Source organism: Halobacteriovorax sp. HLS (assembly GCF_004006665.1).
Classification (GTDB): Bacteria; Bdellovibrionota; Bacteriovoracia; order Bacteriovoracales; family Bacteriovoracaceae; genus Halobacteriovorax.
The window spans coordinates 250,967-276,678 of record NZ_QOCL01000003.1 but is presented as its reverse complement, the minus strand read 5'-3'; the positions used below and the strand labels follow the sequence as shown (position 1 = coordinate 276,678).

Here is a 25,712-nt window from a genome sequence, read left to right as displayed (position 1 = left end):
GCTATTTTTTAGCTTTAGCGAGATTCGCTTTTAGAATAGGAATAACTTTTTCTTGGAATTGAGCTTCAGTAAAAGGTTTAATTATAAAGTTCTTAACGCCTTTTCCTAGAATAGCGCTAAGCTTAGTCTTATCAAGCTCACCAGAAACAACGATGACACTATCAAAACTATTCTTGTGATCACCTTCGAACTCTTTTAGAACATCAAGACCTGACTTCTTTGGCATATTTATATCTAGAAGAATCAATCCAAACTTTTGATTGTGTAATTTATTAGTTCCGACAATACCATCTCTAGCGACAATAATATTTCTAAATACACCTAGATTTTCACAGTATATCTTTAAGACTTCACAAATATCTTTTTCATCATCAATAATTAAACAATCTAACTGTGCATTTGCCATTTTCGTTCCTTTGATTATGACTAATTATAAAAGCACTTTATTTTTTGGGCAACGAGGCAAGGCCAAAAAAGAAAATATTAATCTTCTCTTAAGCTTATACATCACACTTAGTTGCGCCAAATAAACACTTTTTCTTAACTGTCTTAGACACAAGTGGTGGAACCATTGATTCCCATCCGTCTGTTCCATCTTGGATCATCTTTAGAACTGTTCTTGACCATATGGTGCTATAGCTAACGTTGTAATTTTCAACATCTACCATATATCCATTTTCCATCAAGTACATTATTAAAAAAGTCAGCTTAGGATCTACTCTAATTTTTGAAATTGTAATTTTCTCATCAGGATTCTTTTCATCGTGACCTGGATATACGTACAACCTTGTTTTTTGACCAAAGAGAGCACCAATACTAGCAATTGGACCTAGAGCACAGTCCTTGTAGTTTTCAAAGTTGAAGATCTCCTCAAGGTTATAAACACCAAGAATAAATGAAACATTCTTACGAGAAAACTTCTCCAGGTAGTTATTAAGCTCAAAGAAGTTCTCAAAGCTCGTAATTAAAACCTTGTGTCCAAGTGCTGCTAAGATATCTACTCTTGCTAGAAAATCTGTAGTATCAACATTTCCTCTATCTTTCAGTTTACTCATACTTATTTCTGGCAACACAATAATATTTTTATGCTCTTCTTTATCTAGGTCTTTTTTAAACATAGTAAGACCTGTATCGAGCATATCCATATTAACAAATGTCGGAGGCCTAAAGCTTCCTCTACAAACCATTATATTTTTCTTATAGAGCTCATCTGTTGCCTGCATAGCAGAGCCATCAGAGTCAAACATAATGGCCTTACAAAAGTTTCTCTTTACTAATTCTAAGGAAAGTACGCGATTATCGACACCTTTAAATGCAGGGCCGCTTGTTCTAACCATATCGATTTCTATTCTGTCAGTAGAAAGTCGCTCTTCAATTGATGAGATAAAAGTATCAGAAGACTCTGCATGATTAAAACAAGAATAGATGAGATTTACACCAACGACACCTAAAACTTCTTGCTGTTGCAAATTGTCCTTATCAAGTAAGCGCACATGAATTACGCACTCACTAGGCTCTGCACCTTCTTTATGTTGAAATCTAACACCAAGCCAACCGTGGCCATCACCTTTACTCTTATAACTCTTAGCTGCTACTGTGTCGGCGAAAACAAAGAAGCGAGTGTCTTTTCCACGTTGCTCTCTTAGACGAGTTTCTAACTGGTCATACTCACGTCTAAGCATTTTTGCTAGTCGATCTTCACAAACATAGCGACCACTCTTCTCTTTTCCATAAATCGTATCAGACACGACCATATCATAGGCCGATATAGTTTTAGCAATAGTTCCAGCAGCACCACCGGCCCTAAAAAAGAACCTTGCGACTTCTTGTCCAGCGCCAATTTCAGCAAATGTTCCATAGATTTTACTATCTAAGTTAATTGATAGTGCTTTTTGTTCAGGGTTTAACGATAAGTTAAAACTCATGTATATCCTTTGATTTTAATTATTTATTGACTAGAATGATAACAAAACTTATAAAACTCTAAAAGGTTATTTACACTTAAAATACACTATGAATAACAAACTAAAATGCCATGTCTTTATTTGTACCAACTGCTCTTATGATCAGGGCGATGTTACGATTGAACCAAGTAATGAACTTAGAGATACAACCAAAGAACTAGCTAGCAAGCTATGGGACAAGGGCCAAGTGCGAATTAATAAGAGTGGTTGCCTTGGAAAATGCTCAGAAGGCATAAGCTGTGTTATCTACCCTCAACAAGAGTGGCTGACTAAGCTAAAGCAAGAAGACTCGCAAAAAATAATCAACGCCATTGATAAACTCATTAAATAGCCCACTTTCGTAGGTATAGACACCAGTAAACCACTGTAATCACGAAAACAACACCGATTTATTTTCAGCTATTAAAGTTAAATACCGATAATTCACTATATACGCTATAATAAAGGTGCGTATAAGAGGAGTTCATATGGAAATCGTTATTATCGCTGGAGTTCTACTTGGTTCAATGATTGCTATTGAAGTAAAAAGAAGACAAGACCAAGAAAAGAATCTAGTTCCAGTAAAAGTAAGAACAAAGAGTAAAGACTAGTTACACTTTAGTTCGTCTATCATTTTCAAGAGTATTGGTTCAAACTCTTTTAAAAACTCGCCTTTTATTAGTGTCTTAATTTTCAGTGCCTTTTTCTTTCCACATAATTTCTGAGTTTCACTGGCCCTTAAAAACTTCATTGTTCCTAATGAGTAACCCATTTTAAATCGAAGAGTATTCCCGATTGATTGAGGTTCATCAAATTTTAAATTCGTTGCTTTAAGAGTTTTAAGGTTAGTAGACTCTTCTTTTTTATACTTTTTAAAATTAGTTTGAATGGCCTTACTAGAAGCAAAACCTCGTGGTGCTTTAGCGTAAGGAAAGAAAGCAATAGTTGGTCCTTGATGCTTTAGCTTCTTGTGCCACACAAGCACTGGCGTATTCATAAAATTCTTCTTTATTTCAAAATCCTTATATAGATTAAAATCTATATTTACTTTGGCCTTCCCTCTTTTTGCTACAACTGTGGCCGAAAAAGTATTTAAACTAATAAGTGAAACAAAGATAATAAATAGTTTGCTCATAATTGGGCCCCACAAACCTTATTGGCAGGAAGAGCAATCTCAATTTGTTTTGGATGAGACAGGTTTAGGTTATTCATAATAGAACAAAATTGATCAAAGGAATTATCTTCTTTAAGTCTTGGGTTATATTTCTTCTCTTCTAAAATCGATGATGAGAGTTCGCCCTTATAATTGTGACCTGGAAATACACGAGTCATATCAGGTAAGCTAAAAAGTTTAGTACGAACACTTTCAAAGAGCTGCTCATTAGATCCTTGCTGGAAGTCTGTTCTACCACAACCACGAATCAACAAAGTATCTCCACTAAAGAGCATATCGTTGATTAAAAAGGAAATAGAGCAATTAGTGTGCCCCGGAGTTGCGATAACTTCAATTTTGAACGAAGGGTTTATTTCTACTATTTGTCTATCTTGTAATAGAGTAACACCTTCTTTTGAAACTTCTGCAAATGAGCTAATTGCAATCTTGCAGTTATACTTGTCTGAAAGTTGAGAGGCGCTAGTTATGTGATCTGCATGTAAGTGAGTTTCAAGACTCCAACGCAACTTAAGTTCTAAATCATCAATTAGTTTACAATCTCGCTCAATGGTTTCTCGAACAGGATCAATTATCACGGCTTCAAGAGAGTTCTTATCATAAATAATATATGTATAAGTACTCGTTTCTCTTTCAAATAGTTGTCGTAAAATTAGCTCTTTTGAAAAAATCATTTGCAAACTCCGTGAAGCATTAAGTAAAAACCATAACTTACTAGTTCGTCAACAAAAGCCATCGAAGAAAATCTTACACAATGCGTGGATAAAGTGGAATTTGGCCTTATTATATGCCCCTTACGGGAGATATGATGCATAGAAAACTAGTCCTACTACTGCTACTTTTAACTACACAATCGATGGCCCATAGAAAGGTTATCTATGGAGTAGATAATCGTGTTGAAGCAGAGCAGTTTCCGGATCATAGATTCGTTGAGGCCTCTGAGTCAGTTGCAAGTGTCGTCTGGTCAAATAAGTTAATCCAAGATCCTTTGATGCCACAAATTTATAATTTCAAGAAAGTTTCACTTCAGTTCACTTACAATATTTGTAGGGAAGAAAAATTCAGCCAACAAGTGCCTCTAGGAAATTGTACTGCTTTTTTGGTTGCTCCAGACTTAGTGCTTACAGCAGGCCATTGCATTTCTGATCAATCTCAGTGTGAGCAAAGCAAATTCGTATTTGATCATAAAGAAGATACTATTGAACTAGATCAATCCCAGGTCTATTCGTGCAAGAAAATCATCGAAAGAAAGTTAATTAATGATCCATTTAAAGTTAAAGATTTTGCTCTCATTCAATTAGATAGAACCGTTTCAAATCGCTCACCTCTATCTCTAAGGCCAACAGGAAAAGTTGAAAAGAATACTCCTCTTGTCGTTATAGGACATCCACTAGGTCTGCCAATGAAAACAACTGATGATGCTATAGTTAGCAAATTAAGTGCTAGAACTATGTTTACTTCTCTTACAGGTATATTTAAATTTAAAAACTACTTTATCACAAACACTGATACCTATGGAGGCAATAGTGGTTCCCCGGTATTTAATGAACAGACCGGCCTAGTAGAAGGAATGCTTATTCAAGGAGCAAATGATTTCTATGAAACTAAAGATGGTTGTATGCGATCAAATATAATCAAAGATAGTAGAAAAAATAGAGACGAAAAAGTTTTAAGAATTCTAAGTGTAGATAATTTATCTAATCACATAAGGGACTCCTATCACAGGGCCCTTAGTGAGTAGTAGATTGCATTAGTGATTTAAAATCTTAGCGGCTTCTTTAGCAAAGTAAGTAAGAATCATATCGCTTCCTGCCCTTTTAAAAGACATAAGCATTTCCATCATTACTTTTTCTCCATCGATCCAGCCCTTTTCAGCAGCAGCTTTAACCATGGCATACTCCCCACTAACATTATAAGCAGCAATCGGAAGCATTGTATTTTCTCTCATTTTAGAAATTATATCCAAGTAACTAAGCCCTGGCTTGACCATAAGAATATCAGCACCTTCATATTCATCAAGATAGGTTTCTCTTAATGCTTCACGCTTATTAGCAAAATCCATTTGGTAAGAAAGTTTATCTCCACTTTTTGGAGCAGAATCAAGAGCGTCTCTAAAAGGTCCATAGAATGCAGATGCATACTTTGCGGTGTAGGACATAATTGAAGTTTTACTGAAACCCTCTTCGTCTAGAGCATCTCGAATATAGCCCACTCTCCCATCCATCATGTCTGAAGGACCGATGATATCACTTCCTGCCTTGGCCTGAGAAATAGACATTTTGGCGAGAATATCTAGTGTTTCATCGTTTACTATCTCTCCAGTTTTTGGGTCCACGATTCCATCATGTCCATCACTAGAGTATGGGTCCATGGCAACATCACTCATGATGATCATGTCAGGACAAGCGTTTTTAACTTCTTTAATGGCCCTTTGAAAGAGTCCGTCGTCATTATATGACTCAGTTGCCATAGAGTTCTTTAAAGTGTCATCTAGTGCAGGAAATAGAGATACACATGGAATACCAAGAGACTGAAGCTCTTTAACTTCTTTAACTAATAAATCGATAGAAAATCGAGATTGGCCTGGCATTGATGCAACAGGAATTTCCGTATTACTTCCTTCAATTACAAATAGAGGTGCAATAAGATCATTAACAGTGAGAGAATTTTCTCTAACTAGTTTTCTAATACCTTCTCTATATCTATTTCTTCGTGGTCTCGAGATCATCATTATATTAGCCCCATTTGCATTTTAGTTTTATAAGCAAGCGCGTACATTGAAATCTGTTTCAACATAGAGCTTAGTCCATTTGCACGACTCATTGATAAGTGTTGCCTTAGGCCAATCTCTTCTAAAAACTCAGGCTTAGTTGCCAGAATTTCATCAGGTGTTGAGTCTGAGTAAACATTTAGAAGAAGGGCAATAATCCCCTTCACGATAGATGCATCACTATCTGCATAGAAAATAACTCTTCCATCGCTAAAATCAGAGTGAATCCATACCTGACTCTGACAGCCCTTTACCTTATTCTCTTCAGTTCTATGCTCTTCAGGAAAATCTCCAAGATCTTTACCCATTGCAATAACTGACTTGTACTTATCTTCCCAATTTGCATGAGAGGAGAACTTGGCCTTAATATCACTTATTCGCTGCTCAATAGAACTCATATTATTCCTTTTATTATGTAAAATGAGCCAAATTTTTATCAAATTTCTCATATTTTGTCTAAATACCATTGATTTTACTTAGAAATACTATATATTATATGTATAGTACATTTGTACTATATAAATCGGAAAGCATTATGAAAATCGACGAAATACGACTCTCAAAACTTATTTTTACCGCCAGAAAGCGAAAGGGCTTCACTCAGGCCTATATCTCCAAAGAAACTGGAATAACTCAAGGAACACTCTCAAAGATAGAGTCAGGAGTATGTTCCGTCTCTGCTAAGCATTGGTTTCTTCTCAGCAAGCTTCTAGATATACCTTCAGAGTCAGTTTGGAGCGGCTTAATCGATAGAGGAATAAAGCCGGCCAGAGAGACAGAAAAGAATACTTATAAGCTTCCTAAGAAATATTACCAGAATGCGCACTCAAGTGTTAAGGAAATAATATCCATATTGGAATATGTTCAACGAAAAGAAGGTGTTCTTAAGTTTGAAGCCTATTTAGCAGGCCTTGGTATACCTGAATATTTCTTTTACGATCTAAATAATAAAATTAACTTTCTCTTTGCAGTAGATTTATTAAATCACTTCTATCCTGGAAAAGTTGATGAAAAGTTATATGAAGAAATTGCTGAACTTTCAAAAGAAGAAGTATTTCATGGAGTTCACAGTATCGAGTACAAGAAAAAGAATACTGCTCTAAATCTACTGAAGGCCTATATAGATAATGCTTCTTACTATCAAGACGGCTACAAGTATAAAATAGTAAAAAGAAATAATGAGTCTATTGAGTTTGTCTTAGAGTCTACTTCTGCTGAAAATGATCAATTTGAAGATATTCTTATTCCGTTTAAGAAAGCTTATTTAAAGAGCTTAACCAAGATGGATGATAACTCTTCATTAAATTTCACAGTTTCTAAGCAAGATAGTACTTATACTTTTAAAGCAACCACTGTTCTATCGTAGAGCAATAACTTTCTGTAATAGTCCATCAGCTGCACTTAGAGCTTGAGCATTTGCTGAAAAGCTCTTCTGAGTAGTCATTAGGTCTATAAAGTTATTAGTTAAGTCTACATTTGATTGCTCAATCACGCTTGTAAGTACATCACCTCTGCCATCTTCACCACTTTTACCAAGACTTGCTTGTCCACTAGATGCATTTTCGGTGTAAAGGTTTTGGCCTACTCGTCTAAGGCCTTGCTCACTAGTGAAGCTGGCCACAGCGATCTTACCAATTTGTTCACTTTCTCCATTTGAAAATCTAAGAGTCATTGCTCCACCCTGATCGAAACCAAGGCCAACAACACCTGCGGCTTCGCTACCGTCTCTCTTATTTGAGTGAACATTTGAAGTCGTTCCTAATTGTGTTGTTTTATTTCCATTATTAGTTAGAGAAATATTAATTTCTTGATTTCCAGTATCTTTAAAATTAGCAGAAATATCCATTGAAGAGTCACCAATCATATTTCCTTGAGCATCAAAATTTACTGCTCCTGTCCCAACAATTTGTTTTCCATCAACAGCAGGGTCTAGATCTGCACCATCCACCATTGCATTATATGTCCAAGTATTGTCGGCCGTTTTTGTAAAGTAGACATCAATATTTCTTTGCTCACCTTTACTATCTAAAACAGTCATTGAGCGTTGATAGCTGCTTGTTTCATTTGGATCTAGAGGATCAAAAACCTTATTATTTTCTCTAGCGTCTAGGTTCATATGCATACTTACATTTGTCGTTGCTTTTGCCGGAAGTTCTTTTCTTGAAATTTTAAGTGGAGCTACAGCTGCTGATTCTTGTCCCTCTTTGCCAGCAAAGCCCAATACCTTGTGACCGTCACTATTTACCAAGTGACCTTCTCTATCAAAATGAAAAGATCCATCTCTTGAATAGGCCTTACCAAACTTTGTTTCAACAACAAAGAAGCCTTTTCCATCAATAGCTAAATCAGTCATTGAACTAGTACTTTTAAGGGTCCCCTGAGAAATATCTCGAGTAGAATCATCAATAACAGCACCCATTCCCTGCTGCTGGCCTCCATCTACGCCCATGGCTTGGCTAGAGAGCACTTCTGAGAACTCTGCTCGAGAACCTTTAAAGCCCGCTGTTCCAGCATTATTAATATTGTCACCGACAATTTCCATTTTCTTAGAAAGGCTATTAGATGTGTTGCTTGAGATATTTATTGAATTTAAAAGACTCATTTAGAACTCCAGGGTCAAGTTTCATCAACTCTTAGGAATATTCTATAAAAAATTTCAACTGATAAATAGGTAGTAAAAAAGTACAACGCATTGCGCATCACCAGATATTTGGGACTTAGCCCACTATGATTTAGAAATATTACCAAAGAGATTCATCATTTAAGTCTAGTCCCTTCTCTTTATTGAAATGGGCCTTCTTTTTATAGCCCTGGCACTCAATACCAGTCTCTCTCTTGACTACGCTTGATGGGATAGATTTAGTAGTAAAGCCATAGAGCTTGCAGCTACGAGGGTTTCTAGGGTCCCAAGAAGCTTGATAATGAACACATTGAAGGCACTTTGGTTTTTCTGACATAGACTACTCCTAAATATATTTTCAACTATTCGAGTTCATAATTCTAGCGTAGGAATTTCATTCCTAATTTTTGTCTATTTTTTATTCACTAGCTTTTGTAAATAGTTCAAATGAATACACTCAAATAAAAAAAAGAAATAGAATAAGTTCAGAAGTTAAACATAAGCCTAAATAAATATGTGCTAAATGTTTAAATTTATTACACTTTTTTTATAATTAACACTTTAACAATATATAACTAACTAATAAAAGGACGATCACAGAGAAAATTAATGGCACAGATTTCGCTATATAATTTTTGTGAGGAGAACGGCAAAACCATGAAAGAAAGCATCCAAGAAAAGAGCAACAACTTAGTACTATTTCCAGCTTCTAAGAATTATCCCTTAGAATCGTCTGGGGCTTTTGATCATGCAGATCCGCTAGAAGATCTATTAAATGAATTCAACGACGCCCACGACTGTTGTGATGAGTCTGAAATTGAACTTGAAATGAAGGCCCTTGAAAGTGAGCAAAAAGAGCTAGAACAACCAAGACTAGGCCAATTAGATAGAATGGTAAGAATGACAGAACAGCTAAAAAAGCTGCAAGATACGACCAATAGAATGAGCTACTTAATGGATGAAATCGAAAACTTTCTTCCAAAAAGAAAGAGGCGATAAACCAATTTTCTATTGCCAATCCAAGTAAATTCCACTACTTTAATCATCATCCAATTTTATGCCCGGGTGGTGAAATGGTAGACACGCACGCTTGAGGGGCGTGTGTCGCGAGACGTGCTGGTTCAAGTCCAGTCCCGGGCACCATTAATTTTCAGTGATCCCCAAGACCAATTTCAATATCCAAGATAAATAAATTAAACATAAATTACTATAAATACTCTAATCCCTCATTTTCATACCCAGATACCCGACTATTTAGCTAAAGTTAATATATATTCAGGCCGAAGAGATTTATATGAAAATTTCTAACGACACACAAAACAAACTTAAACAAATTACAAAAGCAGGTTCACTAGCGACCAAAACTCAAATAGCTGTCAAAGCAGACGAGAAGATTGCAAAAGAGTCTAATGACCTTCTGGCCAAGCCTTCGCGCTATATGCAGAAATTTGCTTCAGCAATTAAGAGGCTTAATACCTTCTAAAATATACCTTTAGCTAAGCTCACACTATTGGATATAAGAGATTATTAATTCTTTTGAAAAATTCTTTACGAAATTTCTCTAAAAGCTCATAATAAAGATTAATTTCTTGAGGGTATATGAAATTTCTTTTTACAATTCTATTCATTTCTTTTTCTTTCAATATTCATGCATTGAAGATTATTTCTGAAATTGACCCGCCTTATAATTATAAAGATAAAAATGGAAAACCTGTAGGCCTCGCTGTTGAAATTGTTCAAGAGATACAAAGAAGAGTTAAAAATAATGACCCTATTCAATTTTACCCATGGGCAAGAGCATATCGAACAGCGGAAACGACACCGAATGTAGTATTGTTTTCCATGGCAAGAACTAAGAAAAGGCAAAACCTTTTTAAGTGGATTGGTCCCTTTGTAGACAATTCTTGGATCTTAGTAACGAAGAAAAACTCAAGCCTAAAAATTGATAACCTCGAACAAGCAAAACTCATTCCTACTATTGGGGTTTACAGAGACGATAGTCGTGATCACTACCTAACCCAACATGGATTTAAAAACCTCTCAAGAACAAATCTTAATGAAAATGGTTTTAGAATGTTATTTGCTGATAGAATTGATGCCTACGCGGCCGTGGACATTACACTGGATAAATCTCTATCAGAGATTGGATATAAGACAGATGAGCTAAAGACACTACTAACCCTTAAAACCGTTCAGGTTTTCATTGTAATCTCTAAGAAAACGGACCCTTCAGTAATAAAGAAATGGAAAGAGACATTTGAATCTATGAGAAATGATGGAACCTATGAGAAGATCTTTCGTAAATACTTCCCAAAAAGAAAGCTGCCTTCGACTGAGTTAGAAAGCTTGGATTAATTCTAGTTTTTTTACTTGATGATTAAAAATGAAAGTCTTATTCGCTACAATTAAATGCCGGCTGAATAATCGAACGTATATGTCTTGGATAAATCTTAGTTCCTGTATTCATTATAGAGTCATCTTCACCTAGAGAGTTAATTGGATAGAAGTCTGCAGTGTATTCATCTGATAGTCCAAGCTGATGACCCATCTCATGTGCCAATGTTCGATTATCTAAATCAAAAGTAAAATTACCTGCATCCTGCCAGTTCCCGATCCCCGACTGATTAACCGTATCACAGCGATACTTCAGCTCATCTGGTAATTCTCTATTATAGCATTTAGAAACATTAACTATAGGTTGCTCTGATCCAGTTCCAGCAATATATTCAAACTTAACATTCGGCTTCATATTAGAGGAGAGATTATTAAAGTATTTATTTGTCTGCTCTTGCCATTCAATAATCTTCTTATTAAACAGGGCCTGCTGTTCTTCTTTTGTTTCTTGTGCTGAAGGGTCATAGATAAAGTTGAAATTAATTGTAGAGCTAACAACGACACCTGCTCCATCTTTTCTCACAGAATAATTCTTATTCCCACCAAAGGGAAAGCTAGATTGAAATCTATTTATACGTACACCATCTTTTGAACTAAAACTGCCTGATACACCTTCACAAGAGTTCATTTGAGTATCTTGGACTAATTCATTTAGTGATTTCTTACACATGAGTTTCTTCGCCTGAGAAAACTCAACAGGGCTAAGATCTAGAAGTAGTTGTCGCAACACTTGCGGATAGCGACTAGAAAGCTCTGTAGTTGTTAATGCAGCCTTTTTTCCATTTGAACATAGCAACTCAGCTTCAACTTCTGTATGCTTATTATACTCATCAATAATAGATGATGCCGAACTCTTAATAGAACTTAACGCTTCTTTTAAATCGCCTTGAGGTGGTACGATCTTACCTGCTTCAGAGTCATACTCTCCATACTTTGCTGCTTCAAAGGCCTGATTAAAGAGTGTATCAACACTCTGGTCAGACCAACCAATGCCAAAGTCATCAGTGATAGAACTAATATAGAAGCTCTCACCTCTTTTGATTTTATCTTTATCACTCATCTCTTGTGGAGCATTATGAGAACCAATAAGAAAAAAGCTGGCCGTTTTTAACTTTTCAATTTGGGACTGACTCTCTGGCGAGTTCGAAAAAATAACGGGAAAAGAGTTCTTAACTTTTTGCTTGAGATCAGCAACTTCCAAGCAAGTCATTTTTGTAGTATGTTCTTCACTTGGGCATCCATACTTCGCAAGCATTGCCTCGTACTGATCATATAAGAAAATTGCTTGAACAAGTTTTTTTTCAGATTGATTATCTTTAATAGCATCAAGCTTTACCAATTCAGAAAGCTTAGCTCTGGACTTTCGTCTTACATCGTGACGTCTATTTAACTTAACTCTTCTTTCAAGTTTTTTAATTTCTTCTAGTCTTTCAGATCGAGAATTATTAAGTGTGGGCATATTACTAAGCTCTCTTTGCTCACTAATACAGCTAGGTTTCTTTATTTGTAGAGGCCTTATTGAAGAGTTGGCCGCACGTTGCATCGTTAGATATTCGAAGACCTTATTTCTAAGGGATTGATCAAAAACTGATTCATTCATGTCAGATGATAGCTTACTTATATCTTGAAAAAAACTCGAATAAAGTTCAGGATGACATTTCTGAGCATTGATAATATCTTCACTCCCCTTTGGGCAAATAAAATTTAGCTGTTCATGTGCTTGTGCTTCCGAGGAAGTTGATAGATATCCATACCCTGCATGATTAGCAGGTCTATTATCTCCTGAGCCACTAATTGGATCAACTGGCGTATGTTTAACATTATGAGCTAACGTTTGGAGATTTGCTAGAAGAAGAATAAGTATTAATCTAAACATTTAAATATCCCCTTCAATCTGTGAACATAAACGCAAGTCCATAGACTTCTTAGGTCCATTTATTTCTTTGTTAACGAAGATGACTCTCTGTTTATCTAAAAGGATATCCTTATCAGCAATGAGATTAAGACTAAACTTTTGATTAGGTCTTATTAAATGCTCATACTTCTTGAATTTTTTTGGATACTTTAACTTTATACTGGAGTCACTATGACCTATCACTTTAAAGGAATAATTTGCATTCTTATCAAGTGTTATAAGCATGTCTAGTTTTCCAATATTAGATAATTCAACTGCCAAGCTATTTTTTGAAAGTCGTACAGCCGAAATCTCAAGAACATTTACTCTATTTTTATCCGTCAAAAACGAGCTTTTAAGATTCTCATTCATTTGTTTTAAGAAAGTTCTATGTTCATCAATATGGCCATTAGATATTCTTGTGTTTATAAAATGACTTCCATACTCGACGTTTAAAGAAGAGCCATATGCACTTCGTGTAGGTTTGGTATCGTTAGATTTTTGCCGGCGTGCACTTTCATAGGCAAGTTTAACAATACTCTTAATCTTATCGTCGCTTAGTTTTGAAGAGAAATATCCTGCCGACTTAGAGCAGGCCAACTTATTTTGATCAGTAGTATTTGCATACCAGGTGAATCTTCCATTTGGAAAAAGACTGACATTCCATCTAATAGATCTACCATCAATCGATTTTATCTTTTTTTCATATTTAAAACCAAAAAGGTCATTGCTTTTAGACGCATCAATAGAATAAGCGCTAAAGCTAGATAGTAGTAAGTATATAATCATTGAATTACGAAACATTCTCGTCCTTATAAACACTGCCAATATTATATCAGCAATATATATAATTATGTAACATAGGATAATTTTGATCACCTATTATTAGCAAGATCAATCACTTAAGTCTTAATAGATTATCCAAAAATAAATAATTTACTGCCAACAATACCCGAGCGCCAACCTCTACTATATTCCCTTTAAGAAAAACATAAGCTTGAAATGAAAACTATATAAATTGGATCAAAAAACCGAAAATATTATATATGAAAAATATTTTTGACTCTCTCCATACACAACTTTTTGAAACACTAAAAATGGGTCTCGCCATCTGTGACATGGAAGGGAACTTAGTTTTCATCAATAGTGCATACGCAAACTTACTTGGAAAGAGCAAAGAAGAAGTACTCAAACTTACTTATTGGGAAATAACTCCAAAAAAGTATGAACAACAAGAGCAAGAACAATTAAAGAAATTAGAAGAAACTGGAGAATATGGTCCCTATGATAAGGAATATATTCATGCCAGTGGGAAGTTAATCCCAGTAAGACTCAATGGAAAGATTATACAAATTGATGAGGTAGACTATATTTGGTCCTCGGTAGAAGATGTGACCTTTTCTAAGTCCAAAGAAGTCCTTGTTGAGCTTCAATCAAAGGGCCATTTAATAGAACATGCCTTAAACGAGATTTTTGTCTTTGATGCCCACAGCTTAAAATTTGTATATGTAAATGAAACAGCTAAGAGAAATATCGGCTACTCAACAAAAGAACTTCTTAAAATGACCCCTCTAGATATTAAACCTCAGTATAACCTTGAAAGTTTCAACGAGGCCCTAATTTCACTTCGTAATGAAAGTTCCGAGAGCATTAGCTTTGATACAATTCATCAAAGAAAGGACGGAACTAAGTACAATGTAGAAGTTAGAGTTCAAAGAGGTACCTACTCCGCTAAAGATGTCTTCATTGCATTCATTATTGATATTACAGAAAAGATCAAGATGAAATCAATTGAAGAGAAAATTATTAAAGAACTTGATAGGGCCTATACTTTTCAAACGGTCATACAAGATAATGCTGCCTATTCTATCATCGCGACGACAACTAAAGGTCTCATTACTAACTTTAATAAAATGGCACAAGAGCTTCTAGGTTATAGTGCAGAAGAGATGCTAATGAAAGAGACTCCTGCTAAGTTTCATGATATGGACGAGATCGTAGAAAAAACGAAAGAGTTTTCTAAATTAGTTGGAGAAGAATTTGAACCTGGATTTAGAACCCTTACAATCCTAAGTGATCGAGGTCTGCCAAACTCTTATGAGTGGACTTACATTCGAAAGGATGGGACTCGTGTTCCCGTTCAGCTTAATATAACTTCACTTAAGGACAAAACTGGAAAAGTTACCGGCTATCTTGGAATTGCTTATGATATTTCAGAACAAAAACAAAGAGAAAAGGAATTACGTCTTGCAAAGGAACAAGCAGAAAGGGCCGTAATAGCTAAAACCCAATTTCTAGCAAATATGTCTCACGAGATACGAACGCCACTTAATGGCATAATTGGTATGACAAATTTGCTAAAGGATTCAATTATAGACAATAAGAATCTTGAAGATATCGAAACTCTTCAACAAAGTACGAACTCCTTACTTGAAATCGTTAATGATATTCTTGATATTTCAAAAATTGAGGCAGGAAAAGTTAACCTAGAATTAAAACCATTTAATCTAAAAAAAATGATTCAAGATTTGAGAGCTATTCATGCAACAGCAAACTTGGAAAATAATAATTCCTTAAAACTAAACTATGATAAAAATATACCAAAGTATATTATTAGTGATGAACTAAGAATAAAACAAGTTCTAAATAACCTAATTAGTAACTCAACAAAATTCACAAAATCAGGAGAAATAAATTTAGAGATTGAATTAATTTCTAAGGAAGAGACCAAATGTAAAATTTGCTTCAAAATCAAAGACACCGGTATAGGTATAAAAAAGAGTGATCTCAAAAAGCTATTTCAAAACTTCTCTCAGGCAGATGCTTCAACGACGAGAAAGTTTGGAGGAACTGGCCTTGGTCTTTCAATAACAAAGAATCTTGTAGAGCTACTCGGAGGAAATATTGAGGTAGATAGTAAATATAACGTTGGGACGACTTTCTCTTTTGAACTAGAATTAGCTTATAAAAATACGGTAAAGGAACAAGATAAAGAACAAGCTCTGTCTCTTAATAGAACAGATCTCAAAGTTCTAACGGTTGATGATAATAATATAAATAGAAAGGTCGCTAGCTCAATTTTGAAGAAGATTGGACTTACTACTGATCTGGCAGTCAATGGCCAAGAGGCCTTAGAACGATTAGAGCAATCTAGTTATGATCTTATTCTAATGGATTGTCATATGCCGGTACTTGACGGCTTTGAGTCAACGAAGAAAATTCACCTCAGATATGAAGGCAAGAAAAGACCTATTATTATTGCAGTCACGGCAAGTGCTATGCAAAGTGATATCGATAAATGCTTTGCTAGTGGTATGGATGACTTTATCTCAAAACCCATACTCAAAGAGAGTCTAATTAAATCAATCAATAAATTCTTTAAGTAAGGCGAGCTTACTTTATACTTTGGTGACCTTCGCTGTTGATAAGAGTCTCACTAAGCTCGTTATACTTTAGTTTTGCTATATCTAATTTCTCTACACTGAGAGGGCAAGTTAATTCAATTCCAGTTTCTTGAGAATACTTCTCTAAGTTCTTCTTAACACTTTTTAATAATCTCTTTGTTCTAAATTTTGAGCAATTAATACCTTCATCCCAAGCATGATCCATATAATTTAACCAATCGATTGGTTTTGCTTCAACCCATTTATTATCTACACATTGAACATAAGGACCAAACTCCTCACCTAGGATATCTTCATTTTCTGAGAGGATATGATTCCAAAATCTCATACCATTAAAATTTGCGACCATATCAGCATATGAAATAACACCTGTCGTGGTCGCTCCCATAAAGCCAAATTCTGCCTTTACTCCAATATTTAAAACTTTCTCAGTTGACCAGCCTTTCTTATACTTCTTAGTAAAGTATTTAAAACCTGTTCCAAGAAAATGTTCGAATTTATCTGTTCCGACGTAATACTGACCAAATCTAATATTATGTCCTGTTGAGTCTGAAATAAACTTTGAAAGTAGACCTACGATAGGGGCCTCAAACCATCTAAAGTCTGCATAGATAGTTTCTCGAACTAGCCCTACATTCTTTTCAATTTCGTCTGTTGCAATGATCCAAGGAGTAAGTTGACCAAAGACATGGTTTCTAAAATTCTTCCTAAGTGACTTATAAAGAACTTTTTCGTTACAACCCTTGCCTTTACTATTTGCTCTATTTAGAGAGTCTTTTAAAAAGAAATGAGTTTTTTCGTTGATGGCATCTCTTGAGTCCTTAAGCTTATTTTCTCTTTTTAGAAAACTATCAACTTCACTTGCATAGACACTTGAGATAACACAAAACAATAGAACAATGACCTTTCTCACAACAACTCTCTTTCATTAAATTATAAAAAAGAGTTTATATCAAAGTATCTACGCAAAAATAACGCATCATGTAAAAAAGATAGGCTATTTTCTAAACTTCTTGCGATCTTTCACCTCTTTAGGTGCAGAGTTTTTATCAGCATAGGACTCATTGAAAGTCTTCGGCTCACGTTTAGCTATCGCCTCTGGGGACTTTTCTCTAGCTTCACGTCTTACTCTGGCCTCTTCTCTAAGCTTAGCGTCTCTTTCATGATCGATATGGTCAGTTCTAAACTCACGAGGTCTTTTTCCACCACCAAGCTTCTTCTTAGGGTTCCCTTCAGAGTCTTTTTCCCAGTGCTTGTGCCAACCATCATCTGTAGTTTGTTTAGCAAGGTATTTTTCCTGCCTTTCATTTTTGATTTCTTCGACTTGTTCCTTGCTTCTTACACGAACTGCCTTTGGCTTTGACTTTGAAGCGGAGAAAGCTGAAGTTTTTGCCTTGAGTTTTTGTTCATCACTAGACTTGTCATGAGCTGAGAGATCAATTGTAATGTCACCAGTTAATTTAGTCTGACAAGCAAGTCTCTCTTTAGTAATGTGAAATACATTTCCAATAAGTTGTAACTCATCAAACTCAGGAGGAGTCACCTCATCAACTCCGACCAAAACCTTAACAATACAATCACTACAGGTAGCATGTCCGCCGCAAGAAGACTTTACATAAACACCAGCTTCTCTAAGTGCAGTGAGAAGAGATTCTTCTTTATTAACTTCTATTACTTTTCCCGTAGGCTCAAGCGTAACTTTATACATAACTTCCTCTAGACGTGTTTACTTAGCTTCTTCTCGATTTTTTCAAGAATTTTCTTTTTCAAGGGACGAAGTAGCATAGATAACTTTAAATTCACATCACATTTACTATCATCAAACTCTAAAGTTAGAGTAAATCCCTTGCCAGTTGCTTCCATAATACCGCTGGCCTCATCATAATTAATCTCGGCCTTTACATTAAACTTATCAACATACTCAGGAGTAATCTGGGCCTTTGCTAAGGCAAAAGCGTCTTGCTGAGTACTTGCAATTTTATAAGATACAGATAAATCCATTTTTCTCTCCTTATACGAAAACTTATTAAACTAGTTTACACCAGTTGAGCCAAATCCGCCTGCGCCTCTTTGTGTTTCACTTAATTTATCACTAAGTTCAAAACTTGCTTGAGTCACTGGGGCCAAAACCATCTGGGCAATACGGTCACCATGGTTTATCACAGCATCTTCATTTCCAAAATTTCCAATTATTACTTTTAACTCTCCTCTATAGTCTGAGTCAATCGTCCCTGGACTGTTTACAATCAATAAATTTGTTTTAAGACTCAATCCAGACCTTGGGCGCACTTGAATTTCATAACCCACTGGAATCTCGTAAGAGAGGCCAGTTGGTACTAAAACCCTCGCTCCTGCAGCGATCTCCAAAGACTCACCTTTACCTAGACATGCTCTCAAATCGGCTCCAGCGGCCCCTTCTGTCTCGTAGCTAGGCAGTGCTAGCGAGTCGTCAAAGTTATCTAATTTAAGAATTTTTACACCAACTTTGTTTACCATTTTCACTCCGAACAAAAAAAGAGGGAATACATAAGTATTCCCTCCATCTAAATTGAAATTTACTTTATTTAATTAAGCTTTCTTTTCAACTGGCTTAACAGCTTTTGCAGAAAGTTTAAGTCTACCCATTCTATCAACTTCAATAACTTTAACAGCAACAGTGTCACCTTCGCTTAGATATTCGTTAACATCTTTAACTCTATCATCAGCAAGTTCTGAAATATGAACAAGACCAGATACACCTGGAATAATATCAACAAATGCACCGTATTCTTTTATTGTTACAACTTTTGCTTGGTAAACAGATCCAACTTCTGGACCATTGATTTGTAAATCAATTGAAGCAACACAGTTATTAAGAACTTCTGTATCAGATCCAAGAACTTTTACTAAACCTTCTTCAGTAATCTCAACCATTACGTCGAAATCTTCTTGAAGCTTTTTAATATTCTTACCACCTGGACCAATTAGAGCTCCAATCTTATCAACAGCAATATTAGTTGTTACAATTCTTGGTACACCATCTTTAAACTCAGCTCTTTTAGAAGAGATTGTTTTTGCCATCTCTCCAAGAATATGAAGTCTACCTTCTTTAGCTTGTTCAATTGATTTTTCAACGATTTCACGAGTAAGACCAGTGATCTTGATATCCATTTGAATTGCAGTAATACCTTCAGCAGTACCAGCAACTTTAAAGTCCATATCACCTAAGTGATCTTCGTCACCAAGAATATCTGTTAGTACCTTAAATCTATCACCATCAGTAATTAAGCCCATTGCAATACCAGCAACTGGGGCCTTAACAGGAACACCAGCATCCATAAGTGCCATAGAAGCAGAACAAACTGATCCCATTGAACTTGAACCATTAGATTCCATAACTTCACAAACTACTCTTGTAGTATAAGCGAAGTCTTCTTGAGATGGCATAACTGCTTTAACAGCTCTTTCAGCTAGGTTACCGTGACCAAGTTCACGACGTCCAACACCTCTAACACCTCTTGCCTCACCTACTGAATAAGGAGGGAAGTTGTAGTGAAGGTAGAATTTTTCAAAAGTCGTTCCTCTGATAGAATCTTCCATCTTCTCACCAACTTTACCACCAATAGTAACAGCGGCCATTACCTGAGTTTCACCTCTAGTAAATAGTGAAGACCCGTGAACATTAGCTAGAATATTTGCTTCAGTTTCGATTTCACGAACTTCGGCCATTCCTCTTCCTGCAATACGTTTTTCTTCATCAAGAATATCGGCTCTCATCATTTCATAAAGTAGTTCATCAACTGCTTTATATGCTTCTTTTCCAAAGCTATCATTTTCAGTTAATCCAAAAGACTCTGGAGAAGCGGCCATTGCAGCTTTAACTTCAGCTTCAATTGATTTTGTAACTTTCTGTCTCTCCATTTTATCAATAGTAGAGATAGACTTTCTTGCATGAGAAGCGAAGTCACTTCTCATTTTTGCCATCATAGTTTCATTAGCAGCAGAAGAGATGAATTCTCTCTTTGGCTTACCAATTTCTTCTCTCATAGTATTTAATAATTTTACGTATTCTTTAATGTGATCGTGTCCAAAGTAGATTGCTTCTAGAACATCTTTTTCTGGAACAATATTAGCTTCACCTTCAACCATTAAGATAGCATCAGAAGAAGCAGCAACTGCAATTTCTAGATCTGATTCTGCCCATTGTGAATGAGTTGGGTTAAGAACGAATTCCCCAGCAATTCTACCAACCTTACAAGTACCAATTGGTCCATTGAAAGGAATATCAGAAATTGTTAGTGCAGCAGAAGCTCCAAGTCCAGCTAGAACTTCAGCATCACCTTCTTCACCGTATGAAAGAACAGTACAAGACACAACAGTGTCGAACATATATCCATTTGGAAAAAGAGGTCTTAAAGGTCTATCAATTAGACGTGCATTTAAAGTTTCAGATGTAGCTGGTCTACCTTCTCTTTTTAAGAATCCACCAACAAACTTTCCAGCTGCATAGAACTTCTCTGTATACTCTACTAGAAGAGGAAAGAAATCCTGACCATCTTTTACTTCCGTAGCAGAACAAACTGTTACAAGAACTTGTGTACCATTACATGATACTAGAACAGAACCATCTGCTTGTTTAGCAAATCGTCCAGTTTCAACGGTAACTTCCTTACCACCATAGTTTAACGAGTAAACTTTTTTATTGTTTAACATAAACATACTCCATACCTTCTAATAGAAATTAGAGGCGAAAAAATTATAGGAAGTTTTTTGAGGTGGAAATTTAAAAGATATTTCAAATAGTAGAGTTATGTGCGCCAATATTTCAAATATCCTCTAATTTCCTTGCGCCAAAAATCCTTCCAGGGATTATTAATATTTTAAGGGTAAAAAAATAAAAGGGGAACACTTTGGCTCCCCTTTTTTAACTTTTTTTTTACTTTCTTAGTCCAAGCTTCTTAATAAGAGTCTTGTACTTATCTTGGTCTTGCTTAAGCGCATATCTTAATAGCGCCTTTCTAGAACCAATCATCTTTAGAAGACCACGGTTTGAGTGGTAATCATGGATGTGAGTTGCAAAGTGAGTCTTAAGTGCATTAATGTTGTGAGTAAGAAGTGCTACTTGTACGAAAGCATTTCCTGAGTCATTAGCACCTTTTCCAAATTCTGTACCGTATTCAGATACGATAGACTTCTTTTGTTCAGTAGTTAACATTTTATTCTCCTGTTCCAAAATCCCAGTGATAATCTTATTATTAAGACCGAGAAAGAGGTAATATTCTTATGGGCGCAATTTATCTAATAAACTCAGACATGTAAACCTTTAAATTCTTTAAAAGACGCTCTTCGATCTGGCGAATTCTCTCTCTTGACACGCCGTACTGATCCGCAATGGCTTGCAAAGAGAGTGGAACCTCACTAAGTAGCCGATTTTTAAAGATTTCTTGGTCTCGCTGCTTAAGGCCAGAGACGAAGTCTTTAAGGTTATTTTGTAAGATCTCCAGACTTTGAGCGTCTGAAATTTGTTCAGAGATATCTTGCGCAGAGTCATCCTCTAGAATATCCGAAAGTCTTGAAGCTCCAGAATCATCACTTAGAGGTGTGTCTAAACTAACCTCACCACCGCTAGAGCTTAGTCTCTTATCCATTAAGGTTACGGCCTTTTGAGAAACTCCAAGGTTTTCAGAAATTCTCTTGGCATCTGGTTCAATTCCAAGCTTGGCCAGTCTGTCTTTCTCTTTTAGAAGATTATAAAATAGCTTCTTCTGTTCGTTGGTTGTTCCTATTTTTACCAATCTGAAGTTGTCTAAAATATATTTAAGAATATAAGAGCGAATCCACCAACTTGAGTAGTAAGAAAGCTTGGCCCCTTTATCAGGATCATATTTAGATACGGCCTTCATCAAGCCAACATTCCCCTCTTGAATAAGATCCATAACATTCTGAAAAGCACTCTTGTATTCCATCGCAATTTTAACGACAAGTCTTAAGTTTGCAGTTACAAGCTTCTTAGCGATTTCAATATCACCAGTTTCAACAAGTTTTTGTGTAAGTTCTTTTTCCTCTTCAATAGTCAATAAGTCATACTGTGCAATTTCTTTTAAATAGAGGGATAAAGGGTCATTAGGACCAGATTTATAGGTATCTAGCTCTCTTGATGGCGCTAGAATTGGTAGTAGAATATCGTCTAAATTTTCTTGATCAGAATGGTCTACAACGATTTCAATATCGTCCAAGGCCTTTTGCTGTGCCTGCTCTAACTCCCGATCTAAGATCTCGGGAGAGAGCACCTTCTTATCACCTGTAGAATTTTTCTTAGAATCATTCATTTCAATTGCTCATAAGTTTCAGATCAAGCTAAATTATCACATATTACCTTGATCATCTACCTCTTTAAGCTTGAACAATTTATTCTCTCGAGCGGTTTTTTCCTGATTTTCTTTAACTCTATACTCATAGCGTAAGTACTTGAGTGCATAGGGAGCAAAATTGATAATTACTGGTATATTCTTAATTCCTTTATCATTATCTAAAAAGTATCGCCCTTGGTAATTTGAAATTTGCTCCAAAATCTCATTACGAATAATAACATCTAAATCTCCTTCCCACGGACTTACAGGAAATTTCTTTTTAACTTCATCAACAATTGGCTTAATTCGAACCTGCAATTTATAAAAGAGGTCATCTCGTCTTTTAGTATCTCTAGGGTCTAGTTTGATCCACTCTCTTCTGGCCCAATTAAGAAATTTATTAGAGATAGGAATGTCAAACTTAGTCGAAATTTTTCCAAGCATTTGATTTGCTCTATCTATTTCACCTAAGTTGACATCAAACACGACTTTAAAATCATCATGGTAATTCTTGTAATAAAGACTTCTATCAACCAGCTCCATCGTAAGTGGTTCTTCGTAGAATACTTCACCTTTAAATTGATCTATTTGATTTTGGGCCCAATTATCCCATGTTTCATCAACATTAAATCGTAAGAAATCCTGTGCTGTTTTAAAATTATTTGCCCTAACAAAGAAGGCAGGAATACCTGTTTGAAGAGCAATGAACTGAGAGATCAGAAAGTTCTCTTCATCAAAAGTCATAGATTTAATATCTTTTTCAATCTTCTTAGCTTGATTCTTTATGGTGTAATCAATATCTCTTATCTCGTTACAATAAAGTCTCGAAAGATCATTTTCAAGAGTCTTATGACCAATAGATATAGGAAATTTCTTTTGAAATTTTTCTCTATCAACCTTTCGACATATAAGTCCTTCACAAAGAACATTAACTGTTTGCTGCTGCTTCTTTTTTAAGATTTTTCGACTAGAAGGCTCCCAATCAAGTAGCTGTGCACTCAATTGTCTAGAAAGCATTGCGAATATAACAGGGTGTTTTAAAAATGGAACCATTAGTCTGAGGTTTTCAATATCTCCGCCCCAGCTGCAAAAGCTCTTGAACATTTTTATGGTCTTCAAAAATTCTCTTTCTTTTGCATCATCTTGACTAACCATCGTCGACATTTTCTTAGGAAATAGTGGATTATCACTCACGCTTGGCAGCGGAAAGCTAGTTTCTGAGTTAAATTTTGATAGTAGATTCTTTTTCAATTGTTTAACAGAGATAATACTTAAATTACGTGAACAGTAATTTCCGACCAATCCATCTACAAGGTTATTATACTCTTCATTTGTAAACTCAAAGTACTTTGCATACTGAGGAATTGCTCTAATTGATATATCTAGTCCGATATACTGAAGTGTTGCGTAAATACTTCTCTTAACTTGATCTCTTTGCCATAGGGTTGCATATGAAATTTTCTGTCTTTCTTTACACGAATTCTTTAAATTCTTCCCCTCTTCGTAGTATCCACGATAGATCGACAACTGCCTCTTAAAAGCCAAATTTCCTTCCAGTTCCGTTTTCTTTAAAAATAAATAATCAAAAGGATCCTTATCTTCTTGGGAATATTTCTGCGTAAAATCACCTAAGAGAATACTCTCAAGAGGAACCAATGCCATCACATTGCTAGCGCATAAGAGAATGAGAAAAATTGTCCACATTTTGAACATATTGGGCCTCTAGTTTGTTTCTACTTAAGATATCGGATGCAAATGTCGAAAAGTTAAGTACATGAAAGTATTAATGATTGCATTCATTCTCACCTGCCTATTTTTGCCTAGCTCTTGGTCAGCTCCTCCTATTATTGATGTTAGTAAACTAAAGGAATTGGACGTTGACTGGGAACTGCTTAGTGAATTAGAGATCAAAGAACTTAATCAAGAAAATGACAAAGACAAGAGATTAAAAAATATTGAACTACTTATCAAAGCGAAGCAGTTCATTATAGTTGGAGATATTGAGGCAGCGGAGTTTTACTTAAATCGCGTGCAAGAAACAAACAAAGGTATAGAGTTTATTAAAACAAGATATCTTGCTCTTATCGCCTTTATAAGTGAGGACTATAAAAGATCTCAATCTTTACTTAGTCCTAGTAAGTATAATGAGAATAAGTATTATAAAAATATCTGTGTAATGAAAATTATCAATTCTCTTTCTCTAAATGATAAAAGACAGCTATACTATGACTTAGATAATTGCACCAAGATAACTTTAAACTACACCAATAACGATCACTTCTGGCTCAACAATTTATACAACTTAGAATTTAACAGAAAAGAGACATTCAAAGGTTCTACCCTTTCAGATAGTCTCTACGTATTACAAAACCAAGAATTTACAAGAATATGGCTAAAGAGTGGTCTCTATGTAAATAAAGAAGGACTTCTACTAAATCTGATCAAATCACTTCCTGAGAGTTATTATCGATCAAAGCGAATACGAGAGCTGATAGGCCTACTGTACTTTAGAACTGGAGATCAAGAGAAAGCGATTTCATTCATTGAGGATATAGAGAGTGCCAATTCAGAAAATATGAAAGGTAATTATAATCTAAGACAAAAGAAATATGAACTTGCCTTTGGTCACTATCAGCTGGCCCTTATGAAAAAGAAGAACTCACTAAATGCACTCGAGAGATCTCTTCCTCTTGTTTGGAAGTTATCTCAATGGGATAAAGGATATGACCTACTTGATCGACTAATAAAGCCTGATCTACAGGAGAGAAAGAAGATCACTCTTAGCTCTGTCTTTAAGTTAAAACAAGAAAGATATAAAGAATCACAAAAAGAATTGGATATTCTGAATATATTATTTAAAGAGCAAATTCCATTAGAGCTAGAGCAAATGATGACTTACGTAGGTCTTAGATTACATAATGTCGATCAATATGAAAGATACTCTGCCGATTCTTGCAAGGCAATGGATGGTGTGGGTTGTTGGGTTCTAATGCAGTCACTTTCTTGGGAAAATATTGGAAAAACAATTGATAGAGATGACACAATTCAGAGTGAAAAAGAATCTATTGATACATTAAAAAATAAAGTTAGAATTTCTAAAATTGAAGAAATCCCTAGCGTCGATCAAGATGATATAGAAGAGTTAGACAGCCAGCTCGTTAGAATTACTCCAGGTGTTGATTAACAA

Annotated in this window: 27 protein-coding genes and 1 tRNA gene; 10 read left to right on the top strand and 18 right to left on the bottom strand. The window is 35.4% G+C overall.

Annotation, left to right across the window (positions count from 1 at the left end):
* Position 1: 1 nt before the first annotated feature.
* Complete coding sequence (locus tag DPQ89_RS05990; RefSeq protein WP_127716011.1) at positions 2-406, bottom strand: response regulator; 405 nt, start codon at positions 404-406, stop codon at positions 2-4.
* Positions 407-500: 94 nt separating this feature from the next.
* Complete coding sequence (locus tag DPQ89_RS05985) at positions 501-1,925, bottom strand: TonB-dependent receptor (protein WP_127716010.1); 1,425 nt, start codon at positions 1,923-1,925, stop codon at positions 501-503.
* Between the two features lie 88 nt (positions 1,926-2,013).
* Between DPQ89_RS05985 and DPQ89_RS05980 the strand changes: the two genes are divergently transcribed.
* Together DPQ89_RS05980 and DPQ89_RS18735 are read left to right on the top strand one after the other, a co-directional pair.
* Positions 2,014-2,295, top strand: coding sequence for a ferredoxin (locus DPQ89_RS05980; protein ID WP_127716009.1), 282 nt, complete (start codon positions 2,014-2,016; stop codon positions 2,293-2,295).
* Positions 2,296-2,431: 136 nt separating this feature from the next.
* The gene (locus DPQ89_RS18735; RefSeq protein WP_255411302.1) at positions 2,432-2,554 is read left to right on the top strand and encodes a hypothetical protein; all 123 of its coding nucleotides are present in this window, start codon (positions 2,432-2,434) and stop codon (positions 2,552-2,554) included.
* Here DPQ89_RS18735 and DPQ89_RS05975 read toward each other — a convergent pair.
* Positions 2,551-3,078 (bottom strand): hypothetical protein, encoded by a 528-nt coding sequence (locus DPQ89_RS05975; RefSeq protein WP_127716008.1) that lies wholly within the window; start codon positions 3,076-3,078, stop codon positions 2,551-2,553. The genes DPQ89_RS18735 and DPQ89_RS05975 overlap by 4 nt on opposite strands.
* Positions 3,075-3,788 carry an MBL fold metallo-hydrolase gene (locus tag DPQ89_RS05970; protein ID WP_241558795.1) on the bottom strand — a complete coding sequence of 238 codons (714 nt, stop codon included), beginning with the start codon at positions 3,786-3,788 and terminating at the stop codon, positions 3,075-3,077. Before DPQ89_RS05970 ends, DPQ89_RS05975 begins: the two co-directional genes overlap by 4 nt.
* Before the next feature lie 134 nt (positions 3,789-3,922).
* Here DPQ89_RS05970 and DPQ89_RS05965 point away from each other — a divergent pair, with 134 nt between their 5' ends.
* Entirely contained in the window at positions 3,923-4,855 is a 933-nt protein-coding gene (locus tag DPQ89_RS05965) for a serine protease (protein ID WP_164848279.1), read from the top strand.
* Positions 4,856-4,864: 9 nt separating this feature from the next.
* On the opposite strand, the gene hemB is transcribed toward DPQ89_RS05965, so the two are convergent.
* Positions 4,865-5,845, bottom strand: coding sequence for a porphobilinogen synthase (gene hemB / locus DPQ89_RS05960; RefSeq protein ID WP_127716005.1), 981 nt, complete (start codon positions 5,843-5,845; stop codon positions 4,865-4,867).
* On the bottom strand, positions 5,845-6,282 hold the full coding sequence (locus tag DPQ89_RS05955) for a SufE family protein (protein ID WP_127716004.1): 438 nt from the start codon (positions 6,280-6,282) through the stop codon (positions 5,845-5,847). The genes hemB and DPQ89_RS05955 overlap by 1 nt, the downstream gene beginning before the upstream one ends.
* 137 nt (positions 6,283-6,419) lie before the next feature.
* On the opposite strand from DPQ89_RS05955, the gene DPQ89_RS05950 reads away from it, so the two are divergent.
* Entirely contained in the window at positions 6,420-7,250 is an 831-nt protein-coding gene (locus DPQ89_RS05950; RefSeq protein ID WP_164848278.1) for a helix-turn-helix domain-containing protein, read from the top strand.
* Here DPQ89_RS05950 and DPQ89_RS05945 read toward each other — a convergent pair.
* Both DPQ89_RS05945 and DPQ89_RS05940 read right to left on the bottom strand, forming a co-directional pair.
* Positions 7,242-8,486, bottom strand: a complete 1,245-nt coding sequence (locus DPQ89_RS05945; protein WP_127716002.1) for a flagellar hook protein FlgE — start codon at positions 8,484-8,486, stop codon at positions 7,242-7,244. The two genes, DPQ89_RS05950 and DPQ89_RS05945, sit on opposite strands and share 9 nt — an antisense overlap.
* 139 nt (positions 8,487-8,625) lie before the next feature.
* A complete protein-coding gene (locus DPQ89_RS05940) occupies positions 8,626-8,841 on the bottom strand; it encodes a hypothetical protein (RefSeq protein WP_127716001.1) in 216 nt (71 codons plus the stop codon).
* 320 nt (positions 8,842-9,161) lie between these two features.
* Here DPQ89_RS05940 and DPQ89_RS05935 point away from each other — a divergent pair, with 320 nt between their 5' ends.
* From DPQ89_RS05935 to DPQ89_RS05920, 4 genes are all read left to right on the top strand, one after another.
* Positions 9,162-9,503, top strand: a complete 342-nt coding sequence (locus tag DPQ89_RS05935) for a hypothetical protein (RefSeq protein WP_127716000.1) — start codon at positions 9,162-9,164, stop codon at positions 9,501-9,503.
* Positions 9,504-9,563: 60 nt separating this feature from the next.
* A tRNA-Leu gene (locus DPQ89_RS05930) sits at positions 9,564-9,647 on the top strand.
* 151 nt (positions 9,648-9,798) lie between these two features.
* Entirely contained in the window at positions 9,799-9,987 is a 189-nt protein-coding gene (locus DPQ89_RS05925) for a hypothetical protein (RefSeq protein WP_127715999.1), read from the top strand.
* A gap of 116 nt (positions 9,988-10,103) precedes the next feature.
* Entirely contained in the window at positions 10,104-10,859 is a 756-nt protein-coding gene (locus DPQ89_RS05920; protein ID WP_127715998.1) for an ABC transporter substrate-binding protein, read from the top strand.
* A gap of 37 nt (positions 10,860-10,896) precedes the next feature.
* Here the strand turns inward: DPQ89_RS05920 and DPQ89_RS05915 are convergent, their stop codons facing one another.
* A complete protein-coding gene (locus tag DPQ89_RS05915) occupies positions 10,897-12,774 on the bottom strand; it encodes a hypothetical protein (protein ID WP_127715997.1) in 1,878 nt (625 codons plus the stop codon).
* Complete coding sequence (locus DPQ89_RS05910) at positions 12,775-13,596, bottom strand: hypothetical protein (protein WP_127715996.1); 822 nt, start codon at positions 13,594-13,596, stop codon at positions 12,775-12,777.
* A 242-nt stretch (positions 13,597-13,838) separates the two neighbouring features.
* Between DPQ89_RS05910 and DPQ89_RS05905 the strand changes: the two genes are divergently transcribed.
* On the top strand, positions 13,839-16,178 hold the full coding sequence (locus DPQ89_RS05905) for a PAS domain S-box protein (protein WP_127715995.1): 2,340 nt from the start codon (positions 13,839-13,841) through the stop codon (positions 16,176-16,178).
* 7 nt (positions 16,179-16,185) lie between these two features.
* Here DPQ89_RS05905 and DPQ89_RS05900 read toward each other — a convergent pair whose 3' ends face one another.
* The 8 genes from DPQ89_RS05900 to DPQ89_RS05865 form a co-directional block, all read right to left on the bottom strand.
* Positions 16,186-17,109 carry a hypothetical protein gene (locus tag DPQ89_RS05900; protein ID WP_127715994.1) on the bottom strand — a complete coding sequence of 308 codons (924 nt, stop codon included), beginning with the start codon at positions 17,107-17,109 and terminating at the stop codon, positions 16,186-16,188.
* Between the two features lie 84 nt (positions 17,110-17,193).
* Positions 17,194-17,904 carry a 2Fe-2S iron-sulfur cluster-binding protein gene (locus DPQ89_RS05895; protein ID WP_127715993.1) on the bottom strand — a complete coding sequence of 237 codons (711 nt, stop codon included), beginning with the start codon at positions 17,902-17,904 and terminating at the stop codon, positions 17,194-17,196.
* Between the two features lie 8 nt (positions 17,905-17,912).
* Positions 17,913-18,197 carry a polyhydroxyalkanoic acid system family protein gene (locus tag DPQ89_RS05890; RefSeq protein ID WP_127715992.1) on the bottom strand — a complete coding sequence of 95 codons (285 nt, stop codon included), beginning with the start codon at positions 18,195-18,197 and terminating at the stop codon, positions 17,913-17,915.
* Between the two features lie 30 nt (positions 18,198-18,227).
* On the bottom strand, positions 18,228-18,692 hold the full coding sequence (gene dut / locus DPQ89_RS05885; protein WP_127715991.1) for a dUTP diphosphatase: 465 nt from the start codon (positions 18,690-18,692) through the stop codon (positions 18,228-18,230).
* 72 nt (positions 18,693-18,764) lie between these two features.
* Entirely contained in the window at positions 18,765-20,888 is a 2,124-nt protein-coding gene (pnp, locus tag DPQ89_RS05880) for a polyribonucleotide nucleotidyltransferase (RefSeq protein ID WP_127715990.1), read from the bottom strand.
* Positions 20,889-21,111: 223 nt separating this feature from the next.
* The gene (gene rpsO / locus DPQ89_RS05875) at positions 21,112-21,390 is read right to left on the bottom strand and encodes a 30S ribosomal protein S15 (RefSeq protein WP_127715989.1); all 279 of its coding nucleotides are present in this window, start codon (positions 21,388-21,390) and stop codon (positions 21,112-21,114) included.
* A 79-nt stretch (positions 21,391-21,469) separates the two neighbouring features.
* On the bottom strand, positions 21,470-22,504 hold the full coding sequence (locus DPQ89_RS05870; RefSeq protein ID WP_127715988.1) for an RNA polymerase factor sigma-32: 1,035 nt from the start codon (positions 22,502-22,504) through the stop codon (positions 21,470-21,472).
* A gap of 36 nt (positions 22,505-22,540) precedes the next feature.
* Complete coding sequence (locus tag DPQ89_RS05865; RefSeq protein WP_127715987.1) at positions 22,541-24,238, bottom strand: hypothetical protein; 1,698 nt, start codon at positions 24,236-24,238, stop codon at positions 22,541-22,543.
* 73 nt (positions 24,239-24,311) lie between these two features.
* On the opposite strand from DPQ89_RS05865, the gene DPQ89_RS05860 reads away from it, so the two are divergent.
* Positions 24,312-25,709, top strand: a complete 1,398-nt coding sequence (locus DPQ89_RS05860; RefSeq protein WP_127715986.1) for a lipopolysaccharide assembly protein LapB — start codon at positions 24,312-24,314, stop codon at positions 25,707-25,709.
* Positions 25,710-25,712 lie beyond the last annotated feature (3 nt).